The sequence below is a fragment of the Cupriavidus basilensis genome (genome assembly GCF_000832305.1).
Taxonomy (GTDB): Bacteria; Pseudomonadota; Gammaproteobacteria; order Burkholderiales; family Burkholderiaceae; genus Cupriavidus; species Cupriavidus basilensis_F.
On record NZ_CP010536.1, the window covers coordinates 1408547 to 1435242 of the forward strand.

Consider the following 26696-nt stretch of genomic DNA (forward strand, 5'->3'; position numbering starts at 1 on the left):
CCTGTCAGATCACCTTGCCCGGATTCATCAAGCCCTGGGGATCGAGCGCCTGCTTGATCGCCCGCATCATCGCCAGCTCCACGCCGCTCTTGTAGCGGCGGTTCTCCTCGCGCTTGAGCTGTCCCAGCCCATGTTCGGCGGAGATCGAGCCGCGATGCGCATGCACGCTGTCATGCACGATCAGGTTGATGGCTTCCGAGTTGCCGAGGAAGGTATCGTGGCTTTCGTCCACGGGCGGCGACACGTTGTAGTGCAGGTTGCCGTCGCCGAGATGGCCGAAGGTGACCATGCGCGCGCCGGGGAAGGCTTGCTGGATCAGGGCGTCGGTGGTGTCGATGAAATCGGCGATGCGCGAGATCGGCACGGCGATGTCGTGCTTGATGTTCTTGCCATCGTCGACCTGGGCGAGCGGGATATGTTCGCGCAGGTTCCAGAAGTCGCGTGACTGCTGCACGGATTCGGCGACTACCGCGTCTTGCACCACGCCGGCTTCGAAGGCAGTTTCCATCAGCGCTTCGAAGATGGCGCGCGCATGGTCTTCGCTTTCGTTGTCGGACAGTTCCAGTAGCACGACTTGGGGGTGCGGGCGGTCGAACGGATAGCGCAGTTGCGGGTAATGCGTGGTGACCAGCGACAGGCACCGCTCGGACATCAGCTCGAAGCCGGTCAGCATGGCGCCCGCGCGCTGCTGGGCGATGGCCAGCAGGGCCAGCGCAGCGCGCGGGTTGGCCACGGCTGCCAGCGCGGTGACGCGAGCGCGCGGCAGCGGATAGAGCTTCATCACGGCGGCGGTGATGATGCCGAGCGTGCCTTCCGCCCCGATGAACAGGTCGCGCAGGTCATAGCCTGTGTTGTCCTTGCGCAGGCCGCGCAGGCCGTCCCAGATCTCGCCGGCAGGCGTTACCACCTCCAGCCCAAGGCAAAGCTCGCGCGTATTGCCATAGCGCAGCACGGCTGTGCCGCCCGCGTTGGTGGAGAGGTTGCCGCCGATGGTGCAGCTGCCTTCCGCGGCCAGGCTCAGCGGGAACAGCCGCCCATGCTCGCGCGCGGTGTCCTGCAGTTGCTGCAGGATCACGCCGGCTTCCACGGTGATGGTGTTGTTGAGCGGGTCCACCTGCCGCACGCGGTTCAAGCGTTGCAGCGAAATCACCACCGAAGCTTGGTCCGCCTGCGGCGTGGCGCCGCCGCATAGCCCAGTATTGCCGCCTTGCGGCACCACGGCGAGCTTGTGCGCGTGGCAGGCGTGCACGGCGGCGGCGACTTCCTCCGCTGAGCCCGGCCGCAGCACCGCCACTGCCTCGCCCGTGTAGCGCTTGCGCCAGTCAGTCAGGTAGGGGGCCTGATCGGCGGCGTCGGTCAGCACGTGCTGCTCGCCGAGCGCGGCGCGGCACAGGGCAAGGAAGGAATCGAGGTGCGAGGCGTTCATGGCGGTGGGTCCGGGAGGGCGGTTGCTGCGAGAGCGGCCGCGCTGAGATGGATCGGTGCGGGCTGATGGCGAGCTCGCCGGCGTGGTCATTTGCCGGGCTTGGCCGGCTGCAGGGCCTTGGCGCGGCGCTTGTAAGGGCGCAGGTAGAGGATGGTGCCGAAGAAGAACAGCAGCGTCAGCGCCACTTCGGCCCACGCCAGCGTGGACGATGGCGCGCGGTCGCTGGTGGCGCGCACGATGCCTTCGGTGAAGAACAGCAGGATCAGCATCGACGACCACTGCATGGTGTAGCGGTTGCGGGTCAGCACGCCGCGCAGCGGCAGCAGCAGAGGCAGGAACTTGAGGATCAGCCACGAGCCGCCCGGGCGCAGCGGCGCCAGGAACCATTCCCAGGCGATGCACAGCACGATCAGCGCAATCAGGCTGCCGGCGCTCACGCGCCACAGGGCGGCATTGTGCAGCGCGCCGTCGCTGGCGTTAGCGGTGGACGGCGCCGTGGCGTGCGACACGTCCGGGACTTTCGGGGCGGCGCTCATGCGCGGCTCCCGCCGGCCAGGCGCAGCGCGGTCTCGGCCAGGCGCTTGCCCATGGCGCGAGCGAGCGCGGCTTCCTCCTCGGACACCGGCGCGCTGTTGTCCACGCGCGCATGGTGGCTTGGGCCGTAGGGCGTGCCGCCGCCGGTGGTGGTCATCAGCGCGCTTTCCGAATAGGGCAGGCCCATGACCAGCATGCCGTGATGCAGCAGGGGCAGCATCATGGACAGCAAGGTGGTTTCCTGGCCCCCGTGCAGGCTGCCGGTGGCGGTAAACACGCAGGCGGGCTTGCCGGTGAGGGCGCCGGACAGCCACTGGGCCACCGTGCCGTCGAGGAAGTACTTCATCGGCGCGGCCATGTTGCCGAAACGCGTGGGGCTGCCCAGGGCCAGGCCCGCGCATTCCTCGAGGTCGCGCAGTTCGGCGTAGGGCGGGCCTTGCGGGGGGATATCCGGAGCGGTGGCTTCGCTCACCGTCGAGACCGGCGGCACCGTGCGCAGGCGCGCCTGGGCGCCGGGCACGCTGTCGATGCCGGTGGCGATGAGTTCGGCCAGCTTGCGGGTGCTGCCGTGGCGGCTGTAGTAGAGGACTAGGAGTTCGGTCATGGACGGGGCTACGGCGCCTGACGGTGTAACCGGGGTGGCGCCAGGATGGAGCGGTCCCGGGAGGCAGGCCGGGTTTGTGCCTTGCGCGGCGCGCGAGGGCAATGCGCGTATTATAGTTGCGGCCTCGCCACGGAATCCGGTAAGGAGTTTGCCCCCGCATGTTAGCCGCCCGCATCGTTCGCCTGCGCAGGGAATGGAATCTGCAAAAACTACGCGCGCTCACGCGCTACGCGCTGCGCCGCGCCGGCGAAGGACGCTTGCCGCAGGTCGCGGCCAGCCTGACATTCACCACGGTGCTGGCGGTGGTGCCGGTGCTGACGGTGGCCTTCGCCTTGCTGGCGGCCTTCCCGGTGTTCCGCGAGTTCCGCAGCGCGACCGAATCCTTCCTGTTCCAGAACCTGATTCCTGGCAACGTCAGTAATTCCATCACCAGCTACCTTGGCCAGTTCGCCAAGAACGCCAAGGGCCTCACGGCGGTGGGCCTGGGTGGCCTGATGGTGACTTCGGTGCTCACCATGCTGACGGTGGAGGACGCGCTCAACGCGATCTGGCGCGTCAAGCAACGCCGCCCGCTGGCACAGCGCGTGCTGGTGTTCTGGGCCGTGCTGACGCTGGGCCCCGTGCTGATTGGCGCCAGCCTGTCGATCAGCTCCTACCTGATCTCGGTCTCGGCTGGTTATGTCGGCACCATGCCGTTCGGGCTGGGACTGGTGGTCGGCCTGACGCCGGTGCTGCTGTCGGCGGTCGCTTTTGCCTTCCTTTACACGGCCGTGCCCAACGCCAACGTGGAGTGGCGCGACGCGATCGCCGCCGGGCTGGTGGCAGCGCTGGCCTTCGAGCTGGCCAAACGCGGCTTCGGCTACTTCGTCACCCATATCCCGACCTACACCGCGGTCTACGGCACCTTTGCCGCGCTGCCGATCTTCCTGCTGTGGATCTACCTGAGCTGGCTGGTGACGCTGCTGGGTGCCACCATCGCCGCCAACCTGCCGGTGATCCGGCAGGGCTACTGGCGCCGCCGCACCTTTGCTGGCAGCGAGTTCTTCGACGCGCTGGGCGTGCTCTACCTGCTCTATCGGGCGCGGGATGAAGTGCCGCGCAGCGTCGGCGAGCTCGACCTGGGGCGCAAGCTGCGGGTGGAGGCGGACTACCTGGCTGGCCTGCTCGGCAAGCTCAAGGGCATGCATCTGGTCGGCAGGCTGGCGCAGGATCGCGGCCAGGCGCACTGGGCGCTGCTGTGCGATCCGGGCCAGGTGACGCTGCGCACGCTGCACGACCGGCTGGTGCTGAACCTGCCGCGCTTGCCGCGCACGGCGCTGGCGCAGCAGTTGCGGGGTGCCGATGCGCTCAAGCAGGTGCTGGACAACCCGCGCCTGGACCAGCCGCTCGAGGCCGTGTTCCGGCGCCAGCAACAGGACCAGCAGGACCAACAGGCGCAAACGCAGACCGGGACGGCCGCCCAGGAACGCCCCGCCGATTCCGCGCGGCGCACCCTGGAGGTGGTGCCGCCCGGCTGGCACGGCCAGGTCTGAAGGCCTCGCAGGCCTAGAAGGGAATCCTGCCGCGCCAGATATCGCCGTACATCACCCAGTCGCCCATCAGGCTGTAGAGCGGATGGCGGAAGGTGGCGGGCCGGTTTTTCTCGAAGCCGAAATGGCCGACCCAGGCGAAGGCATAGCCGGACACCGCGGCCGCTGCCAGCCACCACCAGTTGCCGCTGAGCAGGAGTGCAAGCAGGCACAGCAATGCCACGGTGGAGCCGGCGAAATGCAGGCGGCGGCAAGTGGGGTTGCGGTGCTCGTTCAGGTAGAAGGGGTAGAAGGCGGCGAAATTCTCGAACTCACGGGGGTGGGCCTGGGGCATGGCGGGGGCCTGTGGGGTGTTCGGGGGTTTTTAGTTTAGGTGGGGGGGACTGTCACTGCAACTGCAACTGCAACGGCTTAACGTCAACTTCAACTGCGGTTTCACCACCCCTGCGGGGCGGCGACCTACTTTTTTGTCTTGCCAAAAAAGTAGGCAAAGAAGGCGCGCCGGATGGGGCGACTACCTCCTCGGGCTTCGACGAAAAGAGCGGCCGGGACCCAAACTCGCATCGCCTTGAGGCGATACTCAGACATGGGTCCCTCTTTTCCACTCTTTTCGCCGAATCCCGAGGCGCCCCATACGGCCTTGGCACACCTTGACGGCTCGCTTCGCATCGCGCTTGGGTGATTTCCGCCTGGGGGCGGGAATCACGGCTACCACAGTTGGTTGATCTTGCCGCTGGTTGGCTCCCCTCTCCCGCTTGTGGGGGAGAGGACGGGCGCTTGCTGCGCCGCCGCTTTCAGCCTGCCGCTACCACCTTGCGCGCGAACGCTGCCAGCGCGTCCAGTACTTCATCCGGCTTTTCCCCCATCAGCGCGTGCCCGCAGGGCACCGTGACTGTGCTGGCCGATGCCATCCTGGCGGCGAGCGCCTGGGCGGCCTTGGGCGAGGTCATCATGTCCTTGCTGCCGCTGATGAACAGGGCGGGGCAGCGCACGGCGGCCACCGCGGCGTCGCCGTTGGCGTAGGCGTTGCAGGCGGAGAAGTCGTTGTGGAAGACGTGGCCTTCGGGGTTGCGTTGTGCCACGCGTTCCATCAGGCGCTGGCTGCCGCCTTGCATCCACGAGCCCGGTCCCGGTGAGGAGGGCTTGTTGGCGAGGCTGGAGTGCGACCACGCGTTGACCATGGCGATGGCCTGGTCCACGCGGTTGAGCGAGGCGTCGAGCAAGGCGTCGGCGACTTTCATCGGGTAGGCCGTGGCAAGCAGGGCGATGCCGCGCACCGCGTCAGGGTGGCGGGCGGCCGTTTCCAGCGCGATCAGCGAGCCCATGCTGTGCCCGAAGACCAGCGCGGGGGTGCTGACACCGGCTGCGCGGACCAGTTCGATCACCCAGTCGGCCATGGCCTCGACCGTATCGAGGGGCATGCCCTCGCTGCGGTTGTGGCCGGGCAGGTCCACCGCCAGCACGCTGAAGCCGTGGTTGGCGAACCAGCGCGTCTGCAGGGCCCAGACGCTGTGGTCGTTCTGCGCGCCGTGCACGAACACGGCACAGGGCAGGGCCGGGTCGAAGGGTTTGCCGCCGGTATAGGCGTAGGCCTTACGGCCTGCGATCGTCAGTTCCATCAGGCTTGCCCTCCTTTGGCGCTCATGGCTTTCTCGGCTGCCTTGAGGCCGCGCTTGAGGTCGTCGATGAGGTCGTCAGGGTCTTCCAGTCCGACCGACAGACGGATGGTGCCTTCGCTGATGCCGGCCGCCTGCAGCGCCGCGGCGTCCATGCGGAAGTGGGTGGTGGAGGCCGGGTGGATCACCAGCGAGCGGGCATCGCCCACATTGGCCAGGTGCGAGAACAGCGCCAGGCTCTCGATGAAGCGCTGGCCCGCGGCACGGTTGCCCTTGAGGTTGAAGCTGAACACGGCGCCCGCGCCGCGCGGCAGCAGGCGCCTGGCGAGCGCGTAGTCCGGATGGGATTCCAGCTCCGGATAGGCGACCGACTCGACCATCGGGTGCGACACCAGGAACTGCACCACGCGGCGCGCGTTGTCCACATGGCGGGCCATGCGCAGCGGCAGCGTCTCGATGCCCTGGAGCAGTTGCCAGGCGGCCATCGGGCTCAGGCAGGCGCCGAAGTCGCGCAGGCCTTCGCGGCGCGCGCGCAGCAGGAACGGGGCCACCGTGCTCTCCTCGGTGAAGACCATGTTGTGGAAGCCAGCATAGGGCTCCGACAGCTCCGGGAAGCGCCCGGAGGCTTCGAAGTCGAAGGTGCCGCCTTCCGCCAGCACGCCGCCGATGGTGGTGCCGTGGCCGCCCAGGAACTTGGTGGCCGAGTGATAGAGCAGGCCGGCGCCCAGGTCGAAGGGCTTGAGCAGGTAGGGCGTGGTGAAGGTGGAGTCGACCAGCAGCGGGATACCGTTGTCCTGGCCGAGCTGCGCCAGGGTCGGGATGTCGAGCACGTCCAGCCCGGGGTTGCCCAGGGTCTCGCCGAACAGCAGCTTGGTCTCGGGCCGGATGGCTGCGCGCCAGGCGTCGATGTCGCGCGCCTGCACGAAGGTGGTCTCGATGCCGAAGCGGCGCAGCGTGTAGTGCAGCAGGTTGTGCGAGCCGCCATACAGGGCGCTGGACGCCACGATGTGCGAGCCCGCGCCCATCAGTGTCGCCACCGCCAGATGCAGCGCGGCCTGGCCCGAAGCCACGCCGATCGCACCGGCGCCGTTCTCCAGGGCGGCGATGCGCTCCTCGAGGACGGCGACCGTGGGATTGGAGATGCGGGAGTAGACGTGGCCCGCGCGTTCCATATTGAACAGCGAGGCGGCGTGCTCGCTGTCTTTAAAAACGAAGGATGTCGTCAGGTGGATGGGCGTGGCCCGCGCCCCCGTGGCGGGGTCGGGGGCGGCGCCAGCATGCAGCGCCAGGGTGTCGAAACGGGTACCGGACATGGCTTCAAGGGCTAGAGTTGTCTGCGGATCGCATCGTAGCATCCGCTGCCGCCGGGGGCACGGCAAATAGCCTTGGCGGCCCCGGCGGCGGCCCGTGCTTTACTTGGGCGGCTGGTTTCGGCTAGGATCGGCGCATCAGGCCATGCCGGCGGCGGCAGGTAATAAACAGCAAAACAGCAGATTCAGAGAAGCGGAGACCATCATGAAAGTCAGCGACATCCTGCAGATCAAGGGCAACACGCTCTATACGGTGAAGCCGGAAACGTCATTGCTGCTGGCGGTCAATATCATGGCAGAGCACGATATCGGCTCGCTGGTGGTGATGGAGTACGGCGACCTGGTCGGCATGCTGACCTTCCGCGAGATCATCAAGACGCTCTCCGCCAACGGCGGCAACGTCGGCACCACCAGCCTGCGCAAGGTCATGGACGACGCGCCGCTGACCTGCACCATGGAGACGGACGTCAATGAAGTCCGCCGCATGATGCTGGAGCGCCACACCCGTTACCTGCCGGTGCTGGACAACCGGACGCTGATGGGCGTGATTTCGTTTTACGACGTGGCCAAGGCCGTGGTGGAAGAGCAGAGCTTCGAGAACCGCATGCTCAAGGCCTACATCCGCGACTGGCCGGAAGAAAAGACCGATTGAGCCGCCCATGGCGCGAGAGGCGCCACGTAGCGGCGGCCGGGTTGGGCCGATCGAGGCGCTGCGGGCCGTGCCCCCTCCTGGGGCGCGCCCGTAGTCCGTACCAGTGGTAAATGCCGCGCAACGACGCGGCATCTTTTTGAGCCGACCGCGACATGAGCGCTACATGAGCCAACAAAACCAATTCCGTCTGCTCCGCACGCGCCGCTTCGCGCCGTTCTTCTGGACCCAGTTCCTGGGCGCCATGAACGACAACCTGTTCAAGGTCGCCTTCACCTCGCTGGTCACCTACCATACGGCCCTGTTCGACGGTGTTGACGCCAAGAGCGCGGCGTTCCTGATCTCGGCCATCTTTATCGCACCGTTCGTGCTGTTCTCGGCCACCAGCGGCCAGATCGCCGACAAGATCGAGAAGTCCCGGCTGATCCGGCTGGTGAAGACGCTGGAAATCGCCATTATGCTGCTAGGGCTGGCGGGTTTTGCCATGCACAGCGCGCCCTTGCTCTACACGGGCACCTTCCTGATGGGGTTGCACTCGACGCTGTTTGGTCCGGTCAAGTTCGCTTACCTGCCGCAGCACCTGGACGAGACAGAGCTGGTGGGCGGCAACGGCCTGGTGGAGATGGGCACCTTCGTGGCCATCCTGCTCGGCACCCTGCTTGGCGGCGAACTGGCCGGCCTGACCCATGGCGAGAAGATCGTGGGGCCGTTCTATGTCGGCGCAGCTTGCGTGGCGCTGGCGCTGGCCGGTCGCATGGTGTCCGCGCGCGTGCCGGACTCGCCGGCGCCGCAACCCGACCTGCGCATCAACTGGAACCCGTTTTCCGAGACCTGGCGCAACCTCAAGCTGGCGCGCACCGACCGCACGGTGTTCCTGAGCCTGCTGGGGATTTCCTGGCTCTGGTTTTTGGGCGCGACCTTCCTCACCTCGTTTTTCAGCTTTGCCAAGGACGTGCTGGGCGGCGACCAGAACGTGGTGACGTTGCTGCTGGCGGTGTTCTCGCTGGGCATCGGCACCGGCTCGCTGCTGTGCGAGCGGCTGTCCGGTCGGCATGTCGAGATCGGTCTGGTGCCGTTCGGCTCGATTGGCATGACGGTGTTCGCGGTCGACCTGTTCTTCGCCAGCAACGGCGAGCAGCACGGCGAGCTGTCCGGGCTGGCCGGCTTCGCCGCCGACCCGCGCCACTGGCGCGTGCTGATCGACCTGTTCCTGCTGGCGATGTTCGGCGGCTTCTACAGCGTGCCGCTGTACGCGCTGATCCAGAGCCGCTGCGCGCCGACGCACCGGGCCCGCATCATCGCCGCCAACAACATCCTCAACAGCTTCTTCATGATCGGCTCCTCGCTGCTGGCGGTGGTGCTGACCCAGGCCGGATTCAGCATTCCGCAGCTGTTCCTGGTGGTGGGGCTGCTCAACGCGGTGGTTGCCATCTACATCTACTCGCTGGTGCCGGAATTCCTGCTGCGCTTCATTGCCTGGATCCTGGTGCATACGGTGTATCGCCTGAAGCGCGTCAATGCCGAGCACATTCCGGCCGAGGGCGCCGCGGTGCTGGTGTGCAACCACGTCAGCTTTGCCGATGCGGTGGTGCTGATGGCCGCCAGCCCGCGGCCGGTGCGCTTCCTGATGGATCACCGCATCTTCAAGGTGCCGCTGATGTCGTGGTTCTTCCGCCAGGCCAAGGCGATCCCGATCGCGCCGGCCCACGAGGACCCGGCCATGCTGGAGCGCGCCTACGACGAAGTCGCGCGGGCGCTGGCCGGCGGCGACCTGGTCTGCATCTTCCCGGAGGGCAAGATCACGGCCACCGGCGAGCTCAATCCTTTCAAGCAGGGCGTGCAGCAGATCATCCGGCGCACCCCCGTGCCGGTCGTGCCGATGGCGCTGCGCGGGCTGTGGGGCAGCTTTTTCTCCCGCAAGGGCGGCAATGCCATGTCCCGGCCATTCCGGCGCGGCATCCTGAACCGGCTGGAACTGGTCGTGGGCGACCCGATCGCGCCGGAACTGGCCACGCCGGAGGCCCTGCAGCAGGTGGTGCAGGGCTTGCGCGGCGAGTGGCGCTAACGACAAGCGGGAGGCGGCAAGCATGATCACGCTCTACACCTTCGGGCCGGCCTTCGGCCTGCCAGACGCCAGCCCTTTCGTCACCAAGGCCGACATGCTGCTCAAGCTCGCGGGGCTGCCGTACCGCGCCGCGCAGGGCGGCCTGCGGCGCGCGCCCAAGGGCAAGCTGCCCTATCTCGACGACGAGGGCCGCGTGGTGGCGGACTCCACGCTGATCCGCTGGCACCTGGAGAAGACCTACCACATCGACTTCGATGAAGGGCTGACGCAGTCCCAGCGTGGCACGGCCTGGGCGGTCGAGAAGATGCTGGAAGATAACTTCTACTGGGCGGTGGCCGACGCGCGCTGGAACCATGACGCCAATTTTGCCCGGGGCCCGGCGACGTTTTTCCGCGCCGTGCCGTGGCCGGTGCGCGGGCTGGCGATGCGTTTTGTGCGCTCGAAGATCCGCCGCATCCTGTGGACGCAGGGGCTCGGGCGCCATAGCCCGGCTGATCTGGCCGCGATCGCCGGCCGCGATGTGGCGGCCGTGGCCGACGTGCTGGGCAGCCAGCCCTACCTGATGGGCGACAAGCCTTGCGGCGCCGACGCCACGGTCTTCGCCTTCATGGCCGGTGCGCTGTGCCCGCTGTTCGACACGCCGATCCGCACCGCCGCCGAATCCCACCCCACCCTGGTGGCCTACGTGGCGCGGATGCGGGAGCGCTTCTATCCGGACCTGCAGGCAGCGCCCGCGTCCTGAGCGAGAGCCGGGGCGGGCCGGAAGGGCGGCAAAAGCCTTACAATGTAGCCCGTTCCCCAATTCTCACGCCCTGCGCGGCCTCCCATCATGTCCGGCAATACTCTCGGCCTGCTCTTTACTGTCACCACTTTTGGCGAATCGCACGGGCCGGCCATCGGCGCGGTGGTGGATGGCTGCCCGCCGGGCATGTCCCTGACCGAGGCCGACATCCAGCTGGACCTGGACCGCCGCAAGCCCGGCACCTCGCGCCACGTCACGCAGCGCCAGGAGCCCGACCAGGTCGAGATCCTCTCCGGCGTGTTCGAGGGCAAGACCACCGGCACGCCGATCTGCCTGCTGATCCGCAACACCGACCAGCGCAGCAAGGACTACGGCAATATCGTCGAGACCTTCCGCCCGGGCCACGCCGACTACACCTACTGGCAGAAGTACGGCATCCGCGACTATCGCGGCGGTGGCCGGTCGTCGGCCCGCCTGACGGCGCCCGTGGTGGCGGCGGCGGCCGTGGCCAGGAAGTGGCTGCGCGAGCAGTACGGCACCGAGATCCGGGGCTATATGTCGCAACTCGGCGAAGTCCGCGTGCCGTTCGTGGACTGGGCGGAAGTGCCGGAAAATCCCTTCTTTGCCCCCAATGCGGAGATCGTGCCGGAGCTGGAAACCTATATGGACGCGCTGCGCCGCGACGGCGACTCGGTCGGCGCGCGCATCGAGGTGGTGGCGAGCCATGTGCCGGTGGGCCTGGGCGAGCCGCTGTTCGACAAGCTCGATGCCGACATCGCGCATGCCATGATGGGCATCAATGCCGTCAAGGGCGTGGAGATCGGCGCGGGGTTTGAGAGCGTGAGCCAGCGCGGCAGCGTGCATGGCGACTCGCTCAGCGCCGAAGGCTTCCGTGGCAATAACGCCGGCGGCGTGCTTGGCGGCATCTCGACCGGCCAGGATGTTACCGTCTCCCTGGCAATCAAGCCCACCTCCAGCATCCGCACCCCGCGCGAATCCATCGACAAGGCAGGCCAGCCCGCCACGGTGGAAACCTTCGGCCGCCACGATCCCTGTGTGGGCATCCGCGCCACCCCCATCGCCGAAGCCATGCTGGCGCTGGTGCTGATGGACCATGCGCTGCGCCACCGCGCCCAGTGCGGCGACGTCAAGGTCGATACCCCGCGCATCCCCGCCCAGTCGCCGCTGTCCGGCCAGTCGCGCTGAGTTGGCGCAGGCGGAACAACGCGCCCGCGCCGCGGGTGCCGGGCGTGTCTCCGAGACGCGCTTTGGCCTGTTTTATCTTGGCTACTACGGCTACGTCGGCGTCATCTCACCCTATGTGAGCCTGTTCTTCGCCGGGCGCGGTTTTTCCCCGGTGCAGATCGGCGTGCTGATGGCCTGCTTCCAGGTCAGCCGCATCGTCGGCCCGTATTTCTGGGGCTGGCTGTCCGATGTGATGCATACCCGCGTGCGCCTGCTGCGCCTGGCCGCCGTGACATCCTTGCTGGCGTTCCTGATGGTGCCCGGCGTCACCAGCTACGGCGCAATGATGGCGATGATGATCGGGCTGAACCTGATCACCAGCGCCATGTCTCCGCTGGGCGACGCGCTCACCATCTCCACGCTGCGCCGCTACGGCGCCTTCGATTACCGCTACGGGCGCATCCGCATGTTCGGCTCGGCCGGCTTTATCGTGGCCGTGCTGCTGGGCGGGGCGCTGTTCGAGCGCTACGGCATGGAGGTGTTCCCGTGGCTGGCGAGCACCATGCTGGCGCTGTTCCTGGTGGTGGTGTTCGGCATGCACGATGCGCCCGACGACGGGCCGCGCGTCAAGCCACCGCCGGCGCTGCCGCTGCTGCGCCGTCCCGATGTGAGCTGGTTCTTCGGCTCGGCGTTCCTGATGATGTTCGCCCACGCCGCGCTGTACGTGTTCTATTCGCTGTACCTGGAGCAGCTTGGCTACAGCAAGCTTGCCATCGGCGTGATGTGGACCATCGGCGTGGTGGCCGAGATCGTTTTCTTTTTTTTCCAGGGGCGGTTGTTCGCAAGCGTACCGTTGCGCACCATCCTGGCCGGCACCTTCGTGCTGGCCGCGATCCGCTTCGGCCTGACCGGCTACTTTGCCCGGTTGTCATGGCTGATGGCGCTGGTGCAGGTGCTGCACGCGGCCACCTTCGGCGCGCACCATAGCGCTAGCCTGAAGCGCCTGCAGCGCTGGTTCGCGGGTCCCCTGCAGGGGCGCGGCCAGGCCCTTTACACAGGCCTTTCCTACGGCCTTGGCGGCACCTGCGGCGGGCTGGCGATGGGGTGGACGTGGAAGGCGCTCGGACCCGCTCATACGTTCGGGCTGGCGGCATTGGCGGCGGCGGGCGGCGCGCTGTGCGCGTTCATGACGTTCCGTACGGAAGCGGCTTCCGACGCCAAGGCGCAAGCCGCCACGGCCGGGCGCTGACGCGCACCGGCGTTTGGATCGTTCAGGGCTTCACAGCAGGCTTGCCACGTGCTCGGCCAGCGCCAGCGACGAGGTCAGCCCGGGCGACTCGATGCCGAACAGGTTGACCAGCCCCGGCACGCCATGGGTGGCTGGGCCATCGATGCGGAAATCCGCCGCGGGCTCGCCCGGGCCGCTGATCTTGGGGCGGATGCCGGCATAGCCTGGCTGCAGCGCGCCATCGGCCAGTCCCGGCCAGTAATTCCGTACTTCACCGTAGAAGCTGTCGGCATCGGCCGGGTCCACGCCGTACTCGATCTCATCTATCCAGCGCACATTGGGGCCGAAGCGCGCCTGGCCGCCGAGGTCAATCGTCAGGTGCACACCCAGGCCGGCAGCCTCCGGCACCGGGTAGATCAGGCGCGAGAAGGGCGCGCGCCCGGCCAGCGTGAAGTAGCAGCCTTTGGCGTAGTACTGCGGCGGAACATGTGCGCCAGGCATGCCTTCGATGCTGCGCGCCAGCGCTGGCGCGCTCAGGCCGGCCGAATTGATCACGGTGCGGGCCAGTAGCGTGGTGCCGGCCGCCTCGTCCTGGCTGCCCACGTCGAGGCGGATACCATCCGGCATCACGGCGCCGCTGGCTACGGGCGACTGCACCGCCAGCATGGCGCCGGCGTTCTCGGCGTCGCCCAGCAAGGCCAGCATCAGGCCATGGCTGTCGACGATGCCGGTGGACGCAGAGAGCAGGGCGGCGCGGCATTGCAGGTTTGGCTCCAGCGCCTGCGCCTCGGCCTGGCTGAGCAACTGCAGGTCATGCACGCCATTGGCCGCGGCCTTGGCCCGGATGGCTTCCAGCGTGGCGACCTGGGCCTCGGTGGTGGCTACGATCAGCTTGCCGCAGCGCTGGTGCTGGATGTGGTGCGAGGCGCAGTAGTCGTACAGCATGGCCTTGCCGCGCACGCACATCGCGGCCTTGAGCGAGCCGGCCGGATAGTAGATGCCGGCGTGGATCACTTCGCTGTTACGTGCGCTGGTAATGGTGCCGAAGGCGTTCTCGGCTTCCAGGATGATGACTTCGCGGCCCTGCATGGCTAGTTGTCTCGCCACGGCCAGGCCCACTACGCCCGCGCCGATTACCACGCAATCTACTTGTTCCATTGTCGTTCTCTGCTGATGCGGCCGGCGCCTGTCAGGCGGTGCGTGCCGCGGGTCCCTGGATTGTGTTGCGCTGTGGATAGGCCCTGCGCTCTGCGCGCCAGGGCTTAACTCAAAGTCAGCCCCATGCGCTTGGCTGCCGCGCCGAGGTGCCTGCGTGCGGCCTGGCGCGCCGCGCTGGCGTTGCCGGCGGCAATGGCCTCCACCAGCACGGTGTGCTCGCTGTCCGCGCCTTGCGAGCCGCCGCGAAAGCGGGCGGCGTTTTCCCAGGCGGTTTGCCGCGCCGCCAGCATGTGCTGGCCAACAAAATCGGTCAGGCCGGTGAAGCAGGGGTTGTGCGCGGCCTGCGCGATGGCGTGGTGGAACGCTACGTCGGCGGCTGCGGCGCTGGTGAAATCCTTGGCGTGCTCGCGCATCGCGGCCAGCGCGGCGCGGATGGCTTGCAGGTCCTCCTCGGTGCGGCGCAGCGCGGCCATTTCGGCGCAGGCGCATTCCACCACCATGCGCAACTCGAACAGCTGGGCCGGGGTTGGGCCGCCTTGCAGTTCGGGGGCCATGCGCCATACCTGACCACCGGGCATGTCCGACACATAGGCACCCGAGCCTTTGCGCGTGACCAGCAGCCCGTCCGCCTTCAGTTGTGCAATGGCCTCACGGACGATGGGGCGGCTCACGCCAAAGGTCTCGCCAAGGGCGGCTTCGGCCGGGAGCCGGGCGCCGGCGGCAAAGCGGCCGGCCGCGATGTCGGCGCGCAGTGCGTCGGCGATGCGTGCGGCAAGCGAGGCGGGGCGGCTCAGGATGGTCATCGACTAATATGTAAGGCTGTCAGACAGATTGTGGCGAGATTTTGCGAGGAAAGCGGGGCGGCGTCAAGGTGTGCCTGCCCCCGTGGTTGTCGGATTGCGCTCAAGGTTTTCCAGGAATACGCCGATAGCAAACTGGATGAGATGCGCTATTCACTTGGTACATCGCGGCGCCTCGCGGCTGCCGCGCCAGCCGCTGCGTGCATTGAGCGCCTCGCTAGGTGGTGGCCGGGACGACCGTTCGTGCGTTCCCGTAGCCGCCGTTGGATCTGCCACGCCCGCTGCGCGGGCGTTCACTGGTGCTAACCATGATTGCGCTCACCCCTGACGATCTCCCCGTCGGCCAGCCCTTGCCGTGGTCCTTGCTGGACGAGGCGGGCAATCTCGTGCTCGGCAGCGGCAGCGTGATTCCCGAGGATCGCGACGTCGCCCTGGTGTTCCGCCATGGCACGGTGTGCCGGCCAGAGGACGAGCCGGGCGAACCGGGCGAGCCGGTGGACAGCGGGCGGCAGGCCAGTGCGGGGCCGCTTGGCCTGCAGGTAGGCACGCTGCTGCAGGTCAAATCGCCGGGGCAGGCCGGGCGCGCCGCGGCCAGCCGGCTGATCGGATTTGTCGAGCAGGGCCTGTTCGTGACCTGGCCGCAACTCGGCGGGAAGGAACTGCAGCTCAGGCCCGGCGAGACGGTGTTGCTGCGCGGTTTTTCCGGTCACGCCATCCTCAGTTTCGAGTCGACGGTGACCGCCATCTGCCGCAGTCCCTTCCGTTACCTGGTCTTGTCAGCACCGGCCGAGCCGCAGCAGATGCCGGTGCGCAAGGCAACCCGCGTGCCGACGCGGCTGGCGGCTTACCTGGTGGATCCCGGCAGCACGGACGACGATGCAACGGCGCAGCACCAGCCTGCCCGTCTGGTGTTGCTGACCGACCTGAGCACCGGTGGCGCGCAGATCCAGATCGCCGGCGCCGTGCCGGCATCCGGTGCGCCGGTGCGCTTGTGCTTCCATCTGCGCACCGCCGCGCTGGACAGCGAGATCATGGTCGACGGGGTAGTGCGCAACGTCTTGCCTGCCGAGGGCGATCTGGAGTTTCCCACGTTCGGCGTTGTGTTCGACGCCCTCGGCGAGCGCGAGCTGACGCTGCTCCAGTGCTTTATCTATGAGCAGTTGCTGGCAAATGCCAGCATGCAGGTCACCGCTGCGTGAGGGGGGGGCGGCGTTTGGAGTCATCCTGCCAACACGGATTCTTGCCCGAGGCACGCTTCCCGTCTCTGCCGTCCCCTGCAAGAAAATCGGGCACGGCGTGCTGGCGTTGCGGCTGGCCGGTATCCCGATCCCTGCCACAAGGAGGCATCATGAAGCGCATATCCCGTCTTGGCGCGCCATTGCGCGCGTCCATCCTGGCAGCCCTGCTAGCCGTTGCCATGCCAGCCATGGCCAATATCGCGCAGGGCGGCGGCCAGGCGAGCGCTTGGTCGATGGACGAGCGCGCGCTGGGGCTGGAAGCGCTTTCGAGCGGAGCCAAGCCCGTCGGCGCCGGCACCGGCGCTGACGGCGCCCGCCCGCTGGCTGGGATGTCGCCGCTGGACGTGGCCTCGGCCACGGCCCTCGGCAAGCCGCGCGAGGCTGGCGGCATGACGGACGTGGTGCTGGCCCTGATCGACGGGATCGGGCAGGTGCCGCTCGCCGGCCCGGCACTCATCACGCTGATTGCCGGCGTGGCCGATGTGATTGGCTGGTATCGGAGCGTGGCCGACGACAAGCCGCTCTATCATGATTTACTGACGTCGCCCGCGACGTCGAGCCCGCAGGTCTGAGCCTCAAAGAAAACGGCACCGAATCCGGTGCCGTTTTGCTTGCCTTGCGGCGAACTTACATGCCCACGTAGTTCGGGCCGCCGCCGCCTTCCGGCGTCACCCAGACGATATTCTGGGTGGGATCCTTGATGTCGCAGGTCTTGCAGTGCACGCAGTTCTGCGCATTGATCTGCAGGCGTTCCTTGCCGTCGTCGTTCTGCACGAACTCGTACACGCCGGCTGGGCAGTAGCGGCTTTCGGGGCCGGCAAACTTGTCCCAGTTGACATTGACGGGAACGCTCGCGTCCTTGAGCGTCAAGTGGGCCGGCTGGTTTTCCTCATGGTTGGTGTTGCTGATGAACACCGAGCTGAGGCGGTCGAAGGTGAGCTTGCCGTCCGGCTTCGGGTAGACGATCTGCTGGCACTCGGCGGCTGGCTTGAGGTAGACGTGGTCCGGCTTCTCGCGGTGGAGGGTCCAGGGCGGATTGCGGATGCCCAGCTTGGGCAGCAGCCATTGCTCGATGCCGGTCATCAGCGTGGCGGTGGTGCGGCCCTTCTTGAACCACTGCTTGAAGTTCTTTGCCTGCAGCAGTTCCTTGTGCAGCCAGCTGTTCTCGAAGGCGGTCGGGTAGGCCGTCAGTTCGTCGTGCTGGCGGTTGGCCTGCAGCGCATCGTAGGCGGCTTCGGCGGCCATCATGCCGGTCTTGATGGCGGCGTGGCTGCCCTTGATGCGCGAGGCGTTCAGGTAACCGGCGTCGCAGCCGACCAGGGCGCCACCCGGGAATACGGTCTTGGGCAGCGACAGCAGGCCGCCGGCCGTAATGGCGCGCGCGCCGTAGCTGATGCGCTTGCCACCTTCGAAATAAGTGCGGATTTCCGGGTGCGTCTTGAAGCGCTGGAACTCCTCGAACGGGGAGAGCCAGGGGTTGGTGTAGTCCAGGCCCACCACGAAGCCCACGGCAACCTTGTTGTCTTCCATGTGGTACAGGAAGGAGCCGCCGTAGGTGGCCGGGTCCAGCGGCCAGCCGGCGGTGTGCACCACCAGGCCTGGCTGGTGCTTGGCGGGATCGATCTCCCACAGCTCTTTCAGGCCGATGCCGTAGCTTTGCGGATCCTTGCCGTCGTCGAGCTTGTACCTGGCGATCAGCTGCTTGCCCAGGTGGCCGCGCGACCCTTCGGCGAAGATGGTGTACTTGGCGTGCAGCTCCATGCCGAGCTGGAAATTCTCGGTCGGCTCGCCTTCCTTGTTGATGCCCATGTTGCCGGTGGCCACGCCCTTGACCGAGCCGTCGTCGTTGTAGAGCACCTCGGCGGCAGGGAAGCCCGGGAAGATCTCAACGCCCAGGCCTTCGGCCTGTTGCCCCAGCCAGCGCGTGAAGTTGGACAGGCTGACGATGTAATTGCCGTGGTTGTGGAAGCACTCCGGCAGCAGCGCGGACGGTGTGGCCTTGGAACCGGTTTCGTTGAGGAACAGGAACTTGTCTTCGGCGACCGGTTGGTTCAGCGGGGCGCCGAGTTCCTTCCAGTTGGGGATCAGCTCATTGAGCGCAACCGGGTCCATGATGGCGCCGGACAGGATGTGGGCGCCCGGCTCGGAGCCTTTTTCCAGCACGCAGACATTGACCTCGGTGCCTTTTTCCTGGGCGAGCTGCTTCAGGCGGATGGCGGTTGCCAGGCCGGCGGGGCCGCCGCCAACGATGACGACGTCGTATTCCATGGCCTCGCGGGGGCCGTACTGCTCCAGGAGCTGTTGCTGATTCATTGTCTCTAACCCTCTATTCTTGGCAACTTGCGCGCAATTGTGGGAAATGCCGTGTTCGGTGGTACCGGGGATGCGATGATCGGGGGGAACCTGGGGCAGGGGGGGGGCGCACTCGCCAGATCGTGGCGGCCATACGCGTTTTTCCTCTTTCCCTTTGTGGCCCGAGTTCTTAGAATCTCCGGCATTGTCCGGGACTCGCCATGGTCAGGCAAGATTTTTTTTGGAACGACCGTTCTTTTTTTTGATATGCTGCCTTCGGTTTTCCGCAGGCAGATTGCGCGAGGAGCGCCCGTTGGCCGTGGCCATGGCAGGCGGCGCCGGGGCTCCCGAACATAGAGGCCATTATGGGTTTGTCGATCAATCTGGAAGGCAAGGTCGCGCTGGTGACAGGCGCTTCAAGCGGTCTGGGCACGCGCTTTGCCCACGTCCTGGCGAGTGCCGGCGCCAAGGTCATCCTGGCGTCGCGGCGTACCGAGCGGCTCAAGGAGCTGCGTGCCGCGATCGAGGCCGAGGGCGGCAGCGCGCACGTGGTGCAGCTCGACGTGACCGACCACGATAGCGTGCGCTCCGCGGTGGCGCATGCCGAGACCGAGGCCGGGGCGATCGACATCCTGGTCAATAACTCGGGCGTCTCCACCACCCAGCGCCTGACCGACGTCACCCCCGACGACTTCGATTTCGTCTTCGACACCAATACCCGGGGCGCTTTTTTCGTGGCGCAGGAAGTGGCCAAGCGCATGATTGCGCGCGCCAAGGGTGCCGAGAAGAACGGCAATCCGCTGCCGCAGTCGCGCATCGTCAACATCGCGTCGGTCGCCGGGCTCAAGGTGCTGTCGCAGATCGGCGTGTACTGCATGAGCAAGGCTGCGGTGGTGCACATGACCAAGTCGATGGCGCTGGAGTGGGCGCGCCATGGCATCAACGTCAACGCCATCTGCCCCGGTTACATCGACACCGATATCAACCACCACCATTGGGACACCGACGCCGGCCAGAAGCTGGTCCAGATGCTGCCCCGCAAGCGCGTGGGCAAGCCAGAGGACCTGGACGGCCTGCTGTTGCTGCTGGCGTCCGACCAGTCGGCATTCATCAACGGCGCGATCATTACCGCCGACGACGGCATGGTGTAGCCGTCAGAAGGGGCGGCGCACGCTTGCGTGCGCTTGCCGGCAGGTTGGCCCTGGCCCGCGCCAAAAGCCGCGGCGGGGCGTGCGATTCACGGTCCCTGGGCTTATCCGGTCCCCTTGGACACCCTGCGGAATCGATGGCCTGCCGGATTCCCACGGCCAGCAGACTGCCTGTTGGCGCGAGCCAGCGCGGGGTGCACGGGCGCGCCTGTCCAGCAGGGGCAACGCTCGGCATGGAGCAAAAGTTCCCGCGTGCGCTGCAAGTCTTGGCATAATCCGCCATGTCTTGAGATTAAGTCTTTACATAATTCAAAGAGAAAATCCGTGCGCAGCCAGCGGCGCCGCGCGGACCGGACCGGAGGCCGGGGAGATGCAAGCAGATCGGGAGGGGCGGCGCGATGCCGGCCCAAAACACGTCACGGCCATGCCGGACGAGACTGGCGCCAGCCAGCAAGGGGACAGCGGCTTCAAGGTATCGCCGCGAATTGAAGACTGGGTTGGCGTGATCGTCATGGTGTTGCTGGTGTGCATCACCTTCGCCAACGTGGTGGTCCGTTATTTCACCGATGAATCGTTTGCCTGGACCGAGGAATTCTCGGTTTTCCTGATGATCGTGCTGGCCCTGGTGGCAGGCAGCGCGGCCGTGGCGCGCGATCGCAATATCCGCATTGAATTTTTCTTCGATCGCGGCACCGCGGCGCGGCAGCGGCGCCTGGCGGTGCTGTCGGCGGTGGCCGTTGCGGTCATGTTCATCGCGCTGGCGGTGCTGGGCGCTCGCGTGGCGTGGGACGAATACACGTTTGGAGAGACCTCGCCGGGCATTGGCGTGCCGAGCTGGTGGTACTCCGTCTGGCTGCCTGTGCTGTCCGCTGCCATCGCGCTGCGGGCGCTCGGCGTAGCGGTGCGCAACCTGCGTGCGCTCAAGGCCCTGCATGCCGAGCGCGTCGATGGCGCAGCCGCTTCGGAGTCCGCGCCATGACCCTCATTGCCATTATCCTGTTCGTGGTGTTCCTGGGCTTGATGATGCTGGGCGTGCCGATCGGCGTGTCGCTGGGGCTTGGCGGCCTGGTGGCGATCGGCCTGTCCAACCTGGACACTCAGATGTTCGGCCTGCTGGCCGTGCCGCAGAATTTCTACGCCGGCCTGGGCAAGTACCCGCTGCTGGCGATCCCGATGTTCGTGCTGGTCGGCTCGATTTTCGACCGTTCCGGCGTGGCGCAGCGGCTGGTGACCTTCGCCATCGCCATCGTCGGGCGCGGACCGGGCATGCTGCCGCTGGTGGCCATCCTGGTCGCCATGTTCCTGGGCGGTATCTCCGGCTCCGGCCCGGCCAATGCGGCCGCGGTGGGCGGGGTGATGATCGCTGCGATGTCGCGGGCCGGCTATCCCGGCGCGTACAGCGCGGCCGTGGTCGGCGCCGCCGCCGCGACCGACATCCTGATCCCGCCGTCCGTTGCCTTCATCATCTATAGCGTGCTGGTGCCCGGTGCCTCGGTGCCGGCGCTGTTCGCCGCAGGCATGATCCCCGGCATCCTGGCCGGCGTGGCGCTGATCGTGCCGGCCGTCTGGCTGGCGCGCAAGCACAATATGGGTGCCATCGAGGCCGGCTTGCCGCGCCCCCCATTCTGGAAGAGCCTGCGGGAAGCGGCCTGGGGCCTGGTCGCGCCGTTCCTGATCCTGGGTGGCATGCGCGCGGGCTGGTTCACGCCGACCGAGGCCGCCGTGGTGGCGGTGGTGTACGGCCTGTTCGTCGGCATGGTGATCTACCGCAGCATCAGCATGCGCGACCTGTTCGTGATCTTCCAGGAGGCGGCGGAGACTTCCGCGGTGATCCTGCTGGTGGTGGCGCTGGCCGGCATCTTCGCCTACGCGCTGTCCACGCTGGGCGTGATCGATCCGCTGGCCAATGCCATTGCGCATTCCGGGCTGGGCGAATACGGCGTGCTGGCGCTGATCGTGGCGTTGTTGATGACGGTGGGGATGTTCCTCGATGGCATCTCGATCTTCCTGATCTTCGTGCCGCTGCTGCTGCCGATCGCCAATGCCTTTCACTGGAACCCGGTTTGGTTCGGTGTGGTGCTGACGCTCAAGGTCGCGCTTGGCCAGTTCACGCCGCCGCTGGCGGTGAACCTGATGGTCTCGTGCCGGATCGCGCGCGTGCGCATGGAAGAGACCGTGCCGTGGGTGGTGTGGATGCTGCTGGCGATGTTCGTCGCCATGCTGCTGGTGCTGGCCTTCCCGCCGCTGGCGACCTGGTTGCCTGACTACCTGGGTTATTGAGGTCGTTGAGGTATTGAAATTCTGGTTGCCCATAAGAAACACACAACAGATCCTGAGAGGAGAGAACGCATGAAACGTCGTGCCCTGATGCTGTCGCTGGCAGCTACCATTGCCGCTGCCGCCCTCGCGCCCGCTGGCGCCATGGCGCAGAGCTACAAAGCCGAGTACAAGATGTCGCTGGTGCTCGGCCCGGCCTTCCCGTGGGGCAAGGGCGGCGAGATCTGGGCCGACCTGGTGCGCCAGCGCACCAGCGGCCGCATCAACATCAAGCTGTACCCGGGAACCTCGCTGGTGGCCGGTGACCAGACCCGCGAGTTCTCGGCGATCCGCCAGGGCGTGATCGACATGGCGGTTGGCTCGACCATCAACTGGTCGCCGCAGGTCAAGGAGCTGAACCTGTTCTCGCTGCCGTTCCTGATGCCTGACTACAAGGCACTGGATGCCCTCACGCAAGGCGAAGTCGGCAAGTCGATCTTCGCGACCCTGGACAAGTCCGGCGTGGTGCCGCTGGCCTGGGGCGAGAACGGCTTTCGTGAAGTCTCCAACTCCAAGCGCGAGATCCGCAAGCCGGAAGACCTGAAAGGCATGAAGCTGCGTGTGGTGGGCTCGCCGCTGTATATCGAGACCTTCAATGCGCTCGGCGCCAACCCGACCCAGATGAGCTGGGCCGACGCGCAGCCGGCCATGGCCTCGGGTGCTGTGGATGGCCAGGAAAATCCGCAATCGGTGTTTGCCGCCGCCAAGCTCTACACGGTCGGCCAGAAGTACGTGACCACCTGGGGCTACGTGGCTGACCCGCTGATCTTCGTGGTCAACAAGCAGATCTGGGAAAGCTGGACGCCGGCTGACCGCGAGATCGTCAAGCAGGCCGCCATCGACGCCGGCAAGCAGGAAACGGCGCTGGCCCGCAAGGGCCTGGTCGAGGCGGGCGCACCGGCCTGGAAGGATATGGAGGCCCACGGCGTGAAGGTGGCGCAGCTGACGCCGGCCGAGCACGATGCTTTCCGCAAGGCTACGGCCAAGGTCTATGACAAGTGGAAGAAGCAGATTGGCGTGGACCTGGTGAGCAAGGCAGAAGCCTCGATCGCCAAGCGCTAAGCGGCGGGCGGCTCCGCTGGCTTGGGGTGGCGCTAACGCTCCCCCGCGTCGGTGGGGCTGTTGCGGGAATGGCACCGCCAATCCCGTTCTGGTTACAAAACGCGGCCCTTGCCGGGAAGCTTGTTACAATCCGCGGTCGGAGAGGTGCACGCTGCGCATCATTGCCGCCGGGTAGTGCAGCATGATGCACTCTGATTTCTTGAACCGTATTTCGTCCCCGTCCCAGCCGGAACGCCATGTTGAATAATTCCTGCCGCGCCCCCTTGCTAGCCAGCCTGATCGGCCTGGCGTTGTCGCTGTCCGCCTCTGGTGTCGTGGCGGCAGCCGAGCCCGTGCCGACGTCGGTGGCCCCGGCGCCGCTGACCGCTTCGGGCAGCATGCCGCAGGCCTCGCCGGCTTCCCTGGGGTTGGTGTCGGAGCTGCAGAAACGCTTGCGTGACAGGTCGGTGCGCGAGCTGCGCACCAGCTACAACGGCGACTACGGCACCACGCTGATGCTCGCGGACGATCAGGTGGTTTGCTATGTGGCGCTGTTCTACCAGAAGAATCTCTGGCGGGTTTTCCGCTTCGAATCGATCGGCGCGGCGGAACAGGCTTACCGCCAGGTAACGCAGCAGAGCGCGATCTGGGCCGATGACGATATCCGCCGCCAGGTGCTGGCATCGCAAAAACGCGCGTTTGACAAGGCACTGCAAGAAACCGAAGCGCGTGCCAATGCGCTCAATGAAGACGTGCGCGTGATGCAGGCGCAGCGCCAGCGTATCGCCGAAGAGCAGAAGGCGGCGCGCATCGAGGTGCAGAGCGCGGAAATCGAGAGCCGTGCCTCCCGTATCCGCCTGGAGCAGCTGCAGCAGCAGATCCGCCGCATGGAATCGTCCCTGACGGATTCCGGCCTCGCCATGCCCGGCGCGCCGGGCACCGACCGCCCTGTGCGCCGCTAAGCCATCGCCTTCCTGTCTTTGCCTGTCATGCCGGCGGCGTCCGTCGCCGGCTTGCACTCGCCCCAACTTCCGGGCGCGGATTCGGATTGGTCCGAGATGAACATGCTTGGCTGATCGAAGGCCAGGGCGGCCGTCCTCCTGATGCGCCGATGTGTGAACCGTCGCTTTCGCCGATGGAAGCGGCCGGCTCCCGGTGTTACGCTCACGCGCATGAAACCCGTATTCACTCTGCACATGCCCATCCGTTGGGGCGACATGGACGCCATGGGCCATGTCAACAACACGGTCTACTTCCGTTACCTGGAGCAGGCGCGCATTGCCTGGTTCGAGTCGCTGGGACATGGGGGCAAGGACGCCAGCGGTTGCGGGCCAGTCATCATCAACGCCCACATGAGTTTCCTGAAGCAGTTGCGTTATCCCGGGGATATCGAGTGCCGGATGTTTGCCGGAGACCTGGGGCGCACGAGCTTCGAGACCCGCATGGAGATCCGCCGCATCGACCAGCCGGACGTGGTGTACGCGCAAGGCGGCGCCAAGGTGGTCTGGTGCGACTACGAGGCCGAAAAATCCGTGCCCGTGCCGCCGGCAATCCGGGCGCTGATGGAGTAGGGCGCCGCCCTTAGTGGCTGTTTCAAAATGAAGCGAAGCGGTTCTGGCTAGGCGCGCGGCCGCAGACAGTACAACTAGTACGGCAAGGCCGCGCAACGACGCCAGAATCTTTTTGAAATGGCCTCTTAGTGGTTGAGCAGGCGTTGTACCAGGTCGACCGAGGTATGGGCGCTGTACTTCTTCATCAGCCTGGCCCGGTAGATGTCCACCGTGCGGGGGCTGATGGAGAGCAGCTTGCCGATCTGCTTGCTGGTCTTGCCATCCACCAGCTGCGCGGCGATATCGCGTTCGCGCGCCGTCAACTCGGCGGTGACCGGGCGCTTCTGCGAGAGGTCTTCGAAGGTCCAGATGCCGGCGCCCAAGGGCTGCTGGCGGTCCAGCGAGCGCCCGGTGACGTGGCACCAGAACAGGTCGCCCCCGGCGCGCTTCATGATGCGCTCGTCGGAGTAGGTGCCTTTGGCGTTCATGATCGGCACGATGCGCGCGCCGGTACGCTCGAACTCGTCAGCGGTGGGATAGAGTACCTGGAACGATTCGCCGATCATGGCGGCCCGGGTGGTGCCAAAGATGCGGCAGAGCTCGTCGTTGCAGTCCTCGATCATGCGCTCGCGCGACAGCACGAGGCCGACTGGGGCGAGCTGGAAGGCGGTCTGGTAGTCGATGGCGGGCATTTGCTTATGTAATTGTACGTATTGGCGCGGGATGCGACGCTTGCGTATGCTGTCGGACGGTTGGCAACTGGACGATCTCCGTCCGATTGTACCGTTACAATTTCCCTGCGTGACTCGCCGGCATCACCTGGAGGCGGGCGCAATGACAGGAAATCACCGAGGAAGGAGCAAACATGAACAAGGTCTACGCCAGCGCCGCGGAGGCGCTCGCGGGCGTCGTTCGCGACGGCCAGACGATCGCGGTTGGCGGTTTCGGTCTGTGCGGCATCCCGGAGGCGCTGATTGCCGCGCTGCGCGACAGCGGCGCCAAGCAGCTCACCTGCATCTCGAACAACGCTGGCGTTGACGGTTTCGGCCTGGGCCTGCTGCTCGCCACGCGCCAGATCAAGAAGATGATTTCGTCGTACGTCGGTGAAAACAAGGAGTTCGAGCGCCAGTACCTGGCCGGCGAACTCGAGCTGGAATTTACCCCGCAGGGCACGCTGGCCGAGAAGCTGCGCGCCGGCGGCTCGGGCATCCCCGCCTTCTTCACCAAGACCGGCGTGGGCACCATCGTGGCCGACGGCAAGGAAATCCGCGAGTTCGATGGCCAGCAGTACGTGATGGAACGCGCGCTGACCGCTGACGTGGCCCTGGTCAAGGCGTACAAGGCGGATCGCGCCGGCAACCTGGTGTTCCGCCGCACCGCGCGCAACTTCAACCCGATGTGCGCGATGGCCGGCAAGGTCACCATCGTCGAGGTCGAGCACCTGGTCGATACCGGCACGCTGGATCCGGATGAGGTCCACACCCCGGGCATCTTCGTGCAGCGCATCGTGCTGAACGCCAACCCCGAGAAACGCATCGAGCAGCGCACCGTGCGTGCCGCGGGCTAAGGAGAATCATCATGGCATGGACACGTGACGAAATGGCGGCGCGCGCCGCGAGCGAACTGCAGGACGGCTTCTATGTGAACCTGGGCATCGGCCTGCCGACGCTGGTGGCCAACCACGTGCCGCAAGGCATGGAAGTCTGGTTGCAATCCGAGAACGGCCTGCTGGGCATCGGCCCGTTCCCGACCGAGGCCGAGGTCGACGCTGACATGATCAACGCCGGCAAGCAGACCGTGACGACGCTGCCGGGCTCGTCGATCTTCTCCTCGGCGGATTCCTTCGCGATGATTCGCGGCGGCCATATCAACCTGGCTATCCTCGGCGCCATGCAGGTCAGCGAGAAGGGCGACCTGGCCAACTGGATGATTCCGGGCAAGATGGTCAAGGGCATGGGCGGCGCGATGGACCTGGTGGCTGGTGTCGGCCGCGTGGTGGTCCTGATGGAGCACACCGCCAAGAAGAAGGACGGCGGCGAGGACATCAAGATCCTGGCGTCGTGCGCGCTGCCGCTGACCGGCGTGGGCGTGGTCAATCGCATCATCACGGACCTCGGCGTGATCGACGTGACCGAAGCCGGCCTGAAGCTGGTGGAGACCGCGCCGGGCGTGAGCCGCGAAGAGATCCAGAGCAAGACGGGCGCTCCGCTGCTCTGATTCGCGCTGTCGCAATGAAAAACCCCGCGAGCTTGCGTTCGCGGGGTT

Annotated in this window: 26 protein-coding genes; 16 read left to right on the plus strand and 10 right to left on the minus strand. The window is 66.5% G+C overall.

The window, feature by feature from the left end; translation table 11 throughout:
- Positions 1–4 precede the first annotated feature (4 nt).
- The 3 genes from RR42_RS06435 to wrbA all read right to left on the minus strand — a co-directional run bounded on the left by RR42_RS06435 (position 5) and on the right by wrbA (position 2564).
- Complete coding sequence (locus RR42_RS06435) at positions 5–1426, minus strand: FAD-binding oxidoreductase (RefSeq protein ID WP_043344988.1); 1422 nt, start codon at positions 1424–1426, stop codon at positions 5–7.
- Positions 1427–1512: 86 nt separating this feature from the next.
- Positions 1513–1962 carry a DUF2069 domain-containing protein gene (locus RR42_RS06440; protein WP_082054815.1) on the minus strand — a complete coding sequence of 150 codons (450 nt, stop codon included), beginning with the start codon at positions 1960–1962 and terminating at the stop codon, positions 1513–1515.
- On the minus strand, positions 1959–2564 hold the full coding sequence (wrbA, locus tag RR42_RS06445; RefSeq protein WP_043344989.1) for an NAD(P)H:quinone oxidoreductase: 606 nt from the start codon (positions 2562–2564) through the stop codon (positions 1959–1961). Before wrbA ends, RR42_RS06440 begins: the two co-directional genes overlap by 4 nt.
- Positions 2565–2722: 158 nt before the next feature.
- On the opposite strand from wrbA, the gene RR42_RS06450 reads away from it, so the two are divergent.
- On the plus strand, positions 2723–4096 hold the full coding sequence (locus tag RR42_RS06450) for a YihY family inner membrane protein (RefSeq protein ID WP_043344992.1): 1374 nt from the start codon (positions 2723–2725) through the stop codon (positions 4094–4096).
- Between the two features lie 13 nt (positions 4097–4109).
- Here RR42_RS06450 and RR42_RS06455 read toward each other — a convergent pair whose 3' ends face one another.
- The 3 genes from RR42_RS06455 to RR42_RS06465 form a co-directional block, all read right to left on the minus strand.
- Complete coding sequence (locus tag RR42_RS06455) at positions 4110–4427, minus strand: Mpo1-like protein (RefSeq protein ID WP_043344994.1); 318 nt, start codon at positions 4425–4427, stop codon at positions 4110–4112.
- Positions 4428–4887: 460 nt separating this feature from the next.
- Positions 4888–5712 carry an alpha/beta fold hydrolase gene (locus tag RR42_RS06460; protein ID WP_043344995.1) on the minus strand — a complete coding sequence of 275 codons (825 nt, stop codon included), beginning with the start codon at positions 5710–5712 and terminating at the stop codon, positions 4888–4890.
- Complete coding sequence (locus tag RR42_RS06465) at positions 5712–7022, minus strand: O-acetylhomoserine aminocarboxypropyltransferase (protein WP_043344998.1); 1311 nt, start codon at positions 7020–7022, stop codon at positions 5712–5714. The genes RR42_RS06460 and RR42_RS06465 overlap by 1 nt, the downstream gene beginning before the upstream one ends.
- A gap of 202 nt (positions 7023–7224) precedes the next feature.
- On the opposite strand from RR42_RS06465, the gene RR42_RS06470 reads away from it, so the two are divergent.
- The 5 genes from RR42_RS06470 (at position 7225) to RR42_RS06490 (ending at position 12909) form a co-directional block, all read left to right on the plus strand.
- Entirely contained in the window at positions 7225–7671 is a 447-nt protein-coding gene (locus RR42_RS06470) for a CBS domain-containing protein (protein WP_006163173.1), read from the plus strand.
- Positions 7672–7834: 163 nt separating this feature from the next.
- Positions 7835–9733, plus strand: coding sequence for an MFS transporter (locus tag RR42_RS06475; RefSeq protein ID WP_043345000.1), 1899 nt, complete (start codon positions 7835–7837; stop codon positions 9731–9733).
- 22 nt (positions 9734–9755) lie between these two features.
- On the plus strand, positions 9756–10475 hold the full coding sequence (locus RR42_RS06480; protein WP_043345002.1) for a glutathione S-transferase C-terminal domain-containing protein: 720 nt from the start codon (positions 9756–9758) through the stop codon (positions 10473–10475).
- 87 nt (positions 10476–10562) lie between these two features.
- The gene (gene aroC, locus RR42_RS06485; RefSeq protein WP_043345004.1) at positions 10563–11681 is read left to right on the plus strand and encodes a chorismate synthase; all 1119 of its coding nucleotides are present in this window, start codon (positions 10563–10565) and stop codon (positions 11679–11681) included.
- A gap of 1 nt (position 11682) precedes the next feature.
- A complete protein-coding gene (locus tag RR42_RS06490; protein WP_043345005.1) occupies positions 11683–12909 on the plus strand; it encodes an MFS transporter in 1227 nt (408 codons plus the stop codon).
- A gap of 30 nt (positions 12910–12939) precedes the next feature.
- On the opposite strand, the gene RR42_RS06495 is transcribed toward RR42_RS06490, so the two are convergent.
- A complete protein-coding gene (locus RR42_RS06495) occupies positions 12940–14046 on the minus strand; it encodes an NAD(P)/FAD-dependent oxidoreductase (RefSeq protein WP_043345006.1) in 1107 nt (368 codons plus the stop codon).
- 104 nt (positions 14047–14150) lie between these two features.
- Entirely contained in the window at positions 14151–14849 is a 699-nt protein-coding gene (locus RR42_RS06500) for a FadR/GntR family transcriptional regulator (RefSeq protein ID WP_043345007.1), read from the minus strand.
- A gap of 305 nt (positions 14850–15154) precedes the next feature.
- On the opposite strand from RR42_RS06500, the gene RR42_RS06505 reads away from it, so the two are divergent.
- Positions 15155–16045: a flagellar brake protein gene (locus tag RR42_RS06505; RefSeq protein ID WP_043351498.1), complete on the plus strand. Its 891-nt coding sequence runs from the start codon at positions 15155–15157 to the stop codon at positions 16043–16045.
- A 149-nt stretch (positions 16046–16194) separates the two neighbouring features.
- On the plus strand, positions 16195–16656 hold the full coding sequence (locus RR42_RS06510; RefSeq protein ID WP_043345008.1) for a hypothetical protein: 462 nt from the start codon (positions 16195–16197) through the stop codon (positions 16654–16656).
- Between the two features lie 55 nt (positions 16657–16711).
- Here the strand turns inward: RR42_RS06510 and RR42_RS06515 are convergent, their stop codons facing one another.
- The gene (locus RR42_RS06515; RefSeq protein ID WP_043345009.1) at positions 16712–18397 is read right to left on the minus strand and encodes an electron transfer flavoprotein-ubiquinone oxidoreductase; all 1686 of its coding nucleotides are present in this window, start codon (positions 18395–18397) and stop codon (positions 16712–16714) included.
- A 344-nt stretch (positions 18398–18741) separates the two neighbouring features.
- On the opposite strand from RR42_RS06515, the gene RR42_RS06520 reads away from it, so the two are divergent.
- The 6 genes from RR42_RS06520 to RR42_RS06545 all read left to right on the plus strand — a co-directional run bounded on the left by RR42_RS06520 (position 18742) and on the right by RR42_RS06545 (position 24452).
- Positions 18742–19527, plus strand: coding sequence for an SDR family oxidoreductase (locus RR42_RS06520; RefSeq protein ID WP_043345010.1), 786 nt, complete (start codon positions 18742–18744; stop codon positions 19525–19527).
- Between the two features lie 367 nt (positions 19528–19894).
- On the plus strand, positions 19895–20503 hold the full coding sequence (locus RR42_RS06525; protein ID WP_043345012.1) for a TRAP transporter small permease: 609 nt from the start codon (positions 19895–19897) through the stop codon (positions 20501–20503).
- Complete coding sequence (locus RR42_RS06530) at positions 20500–21804, plus strand: TRAP transporter large permease (RefSeq protein ID WP_043345014.1); 1305 nt, start codon at positions 20500–20502, stop codon at positions 21802–21804. The genes RR42_RS06525 and RR42_RS06530 overlap by 4 nt, the downstream gene beginning before the upstream one ends.
- Before the next feature lie 69 nt (positions 21805–21873).
- Positions 21874–22902 (plus strand): DctP family TRAP transporter solute-binding subunit, encoded by a 1029-nt coding sequence (locus RR42_RS06535; RefSeq protein WP_043345015.1) that lies wholly within the window; start codon positions 21874–21876, stop codon positions 22900–22902.
- Positions 22903–23138: 236 nt separating this feature from the next.
- Positions 23139–23843 (plus strand): DUF2968 domain-containing protein, encoded by a 705-nt coding sequence (locus tag RR42_RS06540; RefSeq protein ID WP_043345016.1) that lies wholly within the window; start codon positions 23139–23141, stop codon positions 23841–23843.
- A 210-nt stretch (positions 23844–24053) separates the two neighbouring features.
- Complete coding sequence (locus RR42_RS06545; protein WP_043345018.1) at positions 24054–24452, plus strand: acyl-CoA thioesterase; 399 nt, start codon at positions 24054–24056, stop codon at positions 24450–24452.
- Positions 24453–24577: 125 nt separating this feature from the next.
- Here RR42_RS06545 and RR42_RS06550 read toward each other — a convergent pair whose 3' ends face one another.
- Positions 24578–25123 (minus strand): PAS and helix-turn-helix domain-containing protein, encoded by a 546-nt coding sequence (locus tag RR42_RS06550; protein WP_043345020.1) that lies wholly within the window; start codon positions 25121–25123, stop codon positions 24578–24580.
- 173 nt (positions 25124–25296) lie between these two features.
- Here RR42_RS06550 and RR42_RS06555 point away from each other — a divergent pair, with 173 nt between their 5' ends.
- On the plus strand, positions 25297–25998 hold the full coding sequence (locus tag RR42_RS06555; protein ID WP_043345022.1) for a CoA transferase subunit A: 702 nt from the start codon (positions 25297–25299) through the stop codon (positions 25996–25998).
- An 11-nt stretch (positions 25999–26009) separates the two neighbouring features.
- Positions 26010–26648 carry a CoA transferase subunit B gene (locus RR42_RS06560; protein ID WP_043345023.1) on the plus strand — a complete coding sequence of 213 codons (639 nt, stop codon included), beginning with the start codon at positions 26010–26012 and terminating at the stop codon, positions 26646–26648.
- The last annotated feature ends 48 nt before the right edge of the window (positions 26649–26696 follow it).

Excerpts from the sequence above, each read along its gene's own strand:
- RR42_RS06435 (WP_043344988.1), bottom strand. The coding sequence starts at position 1,426 with ATGAACGCCTCGCACCTCGATTCCTTCCTTGCCCTGTGCCGCGCCGCG.
- RR42_RS06440 (WP_082054815.1), bottom strand. The coding sequence starts at position 1,962 with ATGAGCGCCGCCCCGAAAGTCCCGGACGTGTCGCACGCCACGGCGCCG.
- wrbA (WP_043344989.1), bottom strand. The coding sequence starts at position 2,564 with ATGACCGAACTCCTAGTCCTCTACTACAGCCGCCACGGCAGCACCCGC.
- RR42_RS06450 (WP_043344992.1), top strand. The coding sequence starts at position 2,723 with ATGTTAGCCGCCCGCATCGTTCGCCTGCGCAGGGAATGGAATCTGCAA.
- RR42_RS06455 (WP_043344994.1), bottom strand. The coding sequence starts at position 4,427 with ATGCCCCAGGCCCACCCCCGTGAGTTCGAGAATTTCGCCGCCTTCTAC.
- RR42_RS06460 (WP_043344995.1), bottom strand. The coding sequence starts at position 5,712 with ATGGAACTGACGATCGCAGGCCGTAAGGCCTACGCCTATACCGGCGGC.
- RR42_RS06465 (WP_043344998.1), bottom strand. The coding sequence starts at position 7,022 with ATGTCCGGTACCCGTTTCGACACCCTGGCGCTGCATGCTGGCGCCGCC.
- RR42_RS06470 (WP_006163173.1), top strand. The coding sequence starts at position 7,225 with ATGAAAGTCAGCGACATCCTGCAGATCAAGGGCAACACGCTCTATACG.
- RR42_RS06475 (WP_043345000.1), top strand. The coding sequence starts at position 7,835 with ATGAGCCAACAAAACCAATTCCGTCTGCTCCGCACGCGCCGCTTCGCG.
- RR42_RS06480 (WP_043345002.1), top strand. The coding sequence starts at position 9,756 with ATGATCACGCTCTACACCTTCGGGCCGGCCTTCGGCCTGCCAGACGCC.
- aroC (WP_043345004.1), top strand. The coding sequence starts at position 10,563 with ATGTCCGGCAATACTCTCGGCCTGCTCTTTACTGTCACCACTTTTGGC.
- RR42_RS06495 (WP_043345006.1), bottom strand. The coding sequence starts at position 14,046 with ATGGAACAAGTAGATTGCGTGGTAATCGGCGCGGGCGTAGTGGGCCTG.
- RR42_RS06500 (WP_043345007.1), bottom strand. The coding sequence starts at position 14,849 with ATGACCATCCTGAGCCGCCCCGCCTCGCTTGCCGCACGCATCGCCGAC.
- RR42_RS06505 (WP_043351498.1), top strand. The coding sequence starts at position 15,155 with ATGATTGCGCTCACCCCTGACGATCTCCCCGTCGGCCAGCCCTTGCCG.
- RR42_RS06510 (WP_043345008.1), top strand. The coding sequence starts at position 16,195 with ATGAAGCGCATATCCCGTCTTGGCGCGCCATTGCGCGCGTCCATCCTG.
- RR42_RS06515 (WP_043345009.1), bottom strand. The coding sequence starts at position 18,397 with ATGAATCAGCAACAGCTCCTGGAGCAGTACGGCCCCCGCGAGGCCATG.
- RR42_RS06520 (WP_043345010.1), top strand. The coding sequence starts at position 18,742 with ATGGGTTTGTCGATCAATCTGGAAGGCAAGGTCGCGCTGGTGACAGGC.
- RR42_RS06525 (WP_043345012.1), top strand. The coding sequence starts at position 19,895 with ATGCAAGCAGATCGGGAGGGGCGGCGCGATGCCGGCCCAAAACACGTC.
- RR42_RS06530 (WP_043345014.1), top strand. The coding sequence starts at position 20,500 with ATGACCCTCATTGCCATTATCCTGTTCGTGGTGTTCCTGGGCTTGATG.
- RR42_RS06535 (WP_043345015.1), top strand. The coding sequence starts at position 21,874 with ATGAAACGTCGTGCCCTGATGCTGTCGCTGGCAGCTACCATTGCCGCT.
- RR42_RS06540 (WP_043345016.1), top strand. The coding sequence starts at position 23,139 with ATGTTGAATAATTCCTGCCGCGCCCCCTTGCTAGCCAGCCTGATCGGC.
- RR42_RS06545 (WP_043345018.1), top strand. The coding sequence starts at position 24,054 with ATGAAACCCGTATTCACTCTGCACATGCCCATCCGTTGGGGCGACATG.
- RR42_RS06550 (WP_043345020.1), bottom strand. The coding sequence starts at position 25,123 with ATGCCCGCCATCGACTACCAGACCGCCTTCCAGCTCGCCCCAGTCGGC.
- RR42_RS06555 (WP_043345022.1), top strand. The coding sequence starts at position 25,297 with ATGAACAAGGTCTACGCCAGCGCCGCGGAGGCGCTCGCGGGCGTCGTT.
- RR42_RS06560 (WP_043345023.1), top strand. The coding sequence starts at position 26,010 with ATGGCATGGACACGTGACGAAATGGCGGCGCGCGCCGCGAGCGAACTG.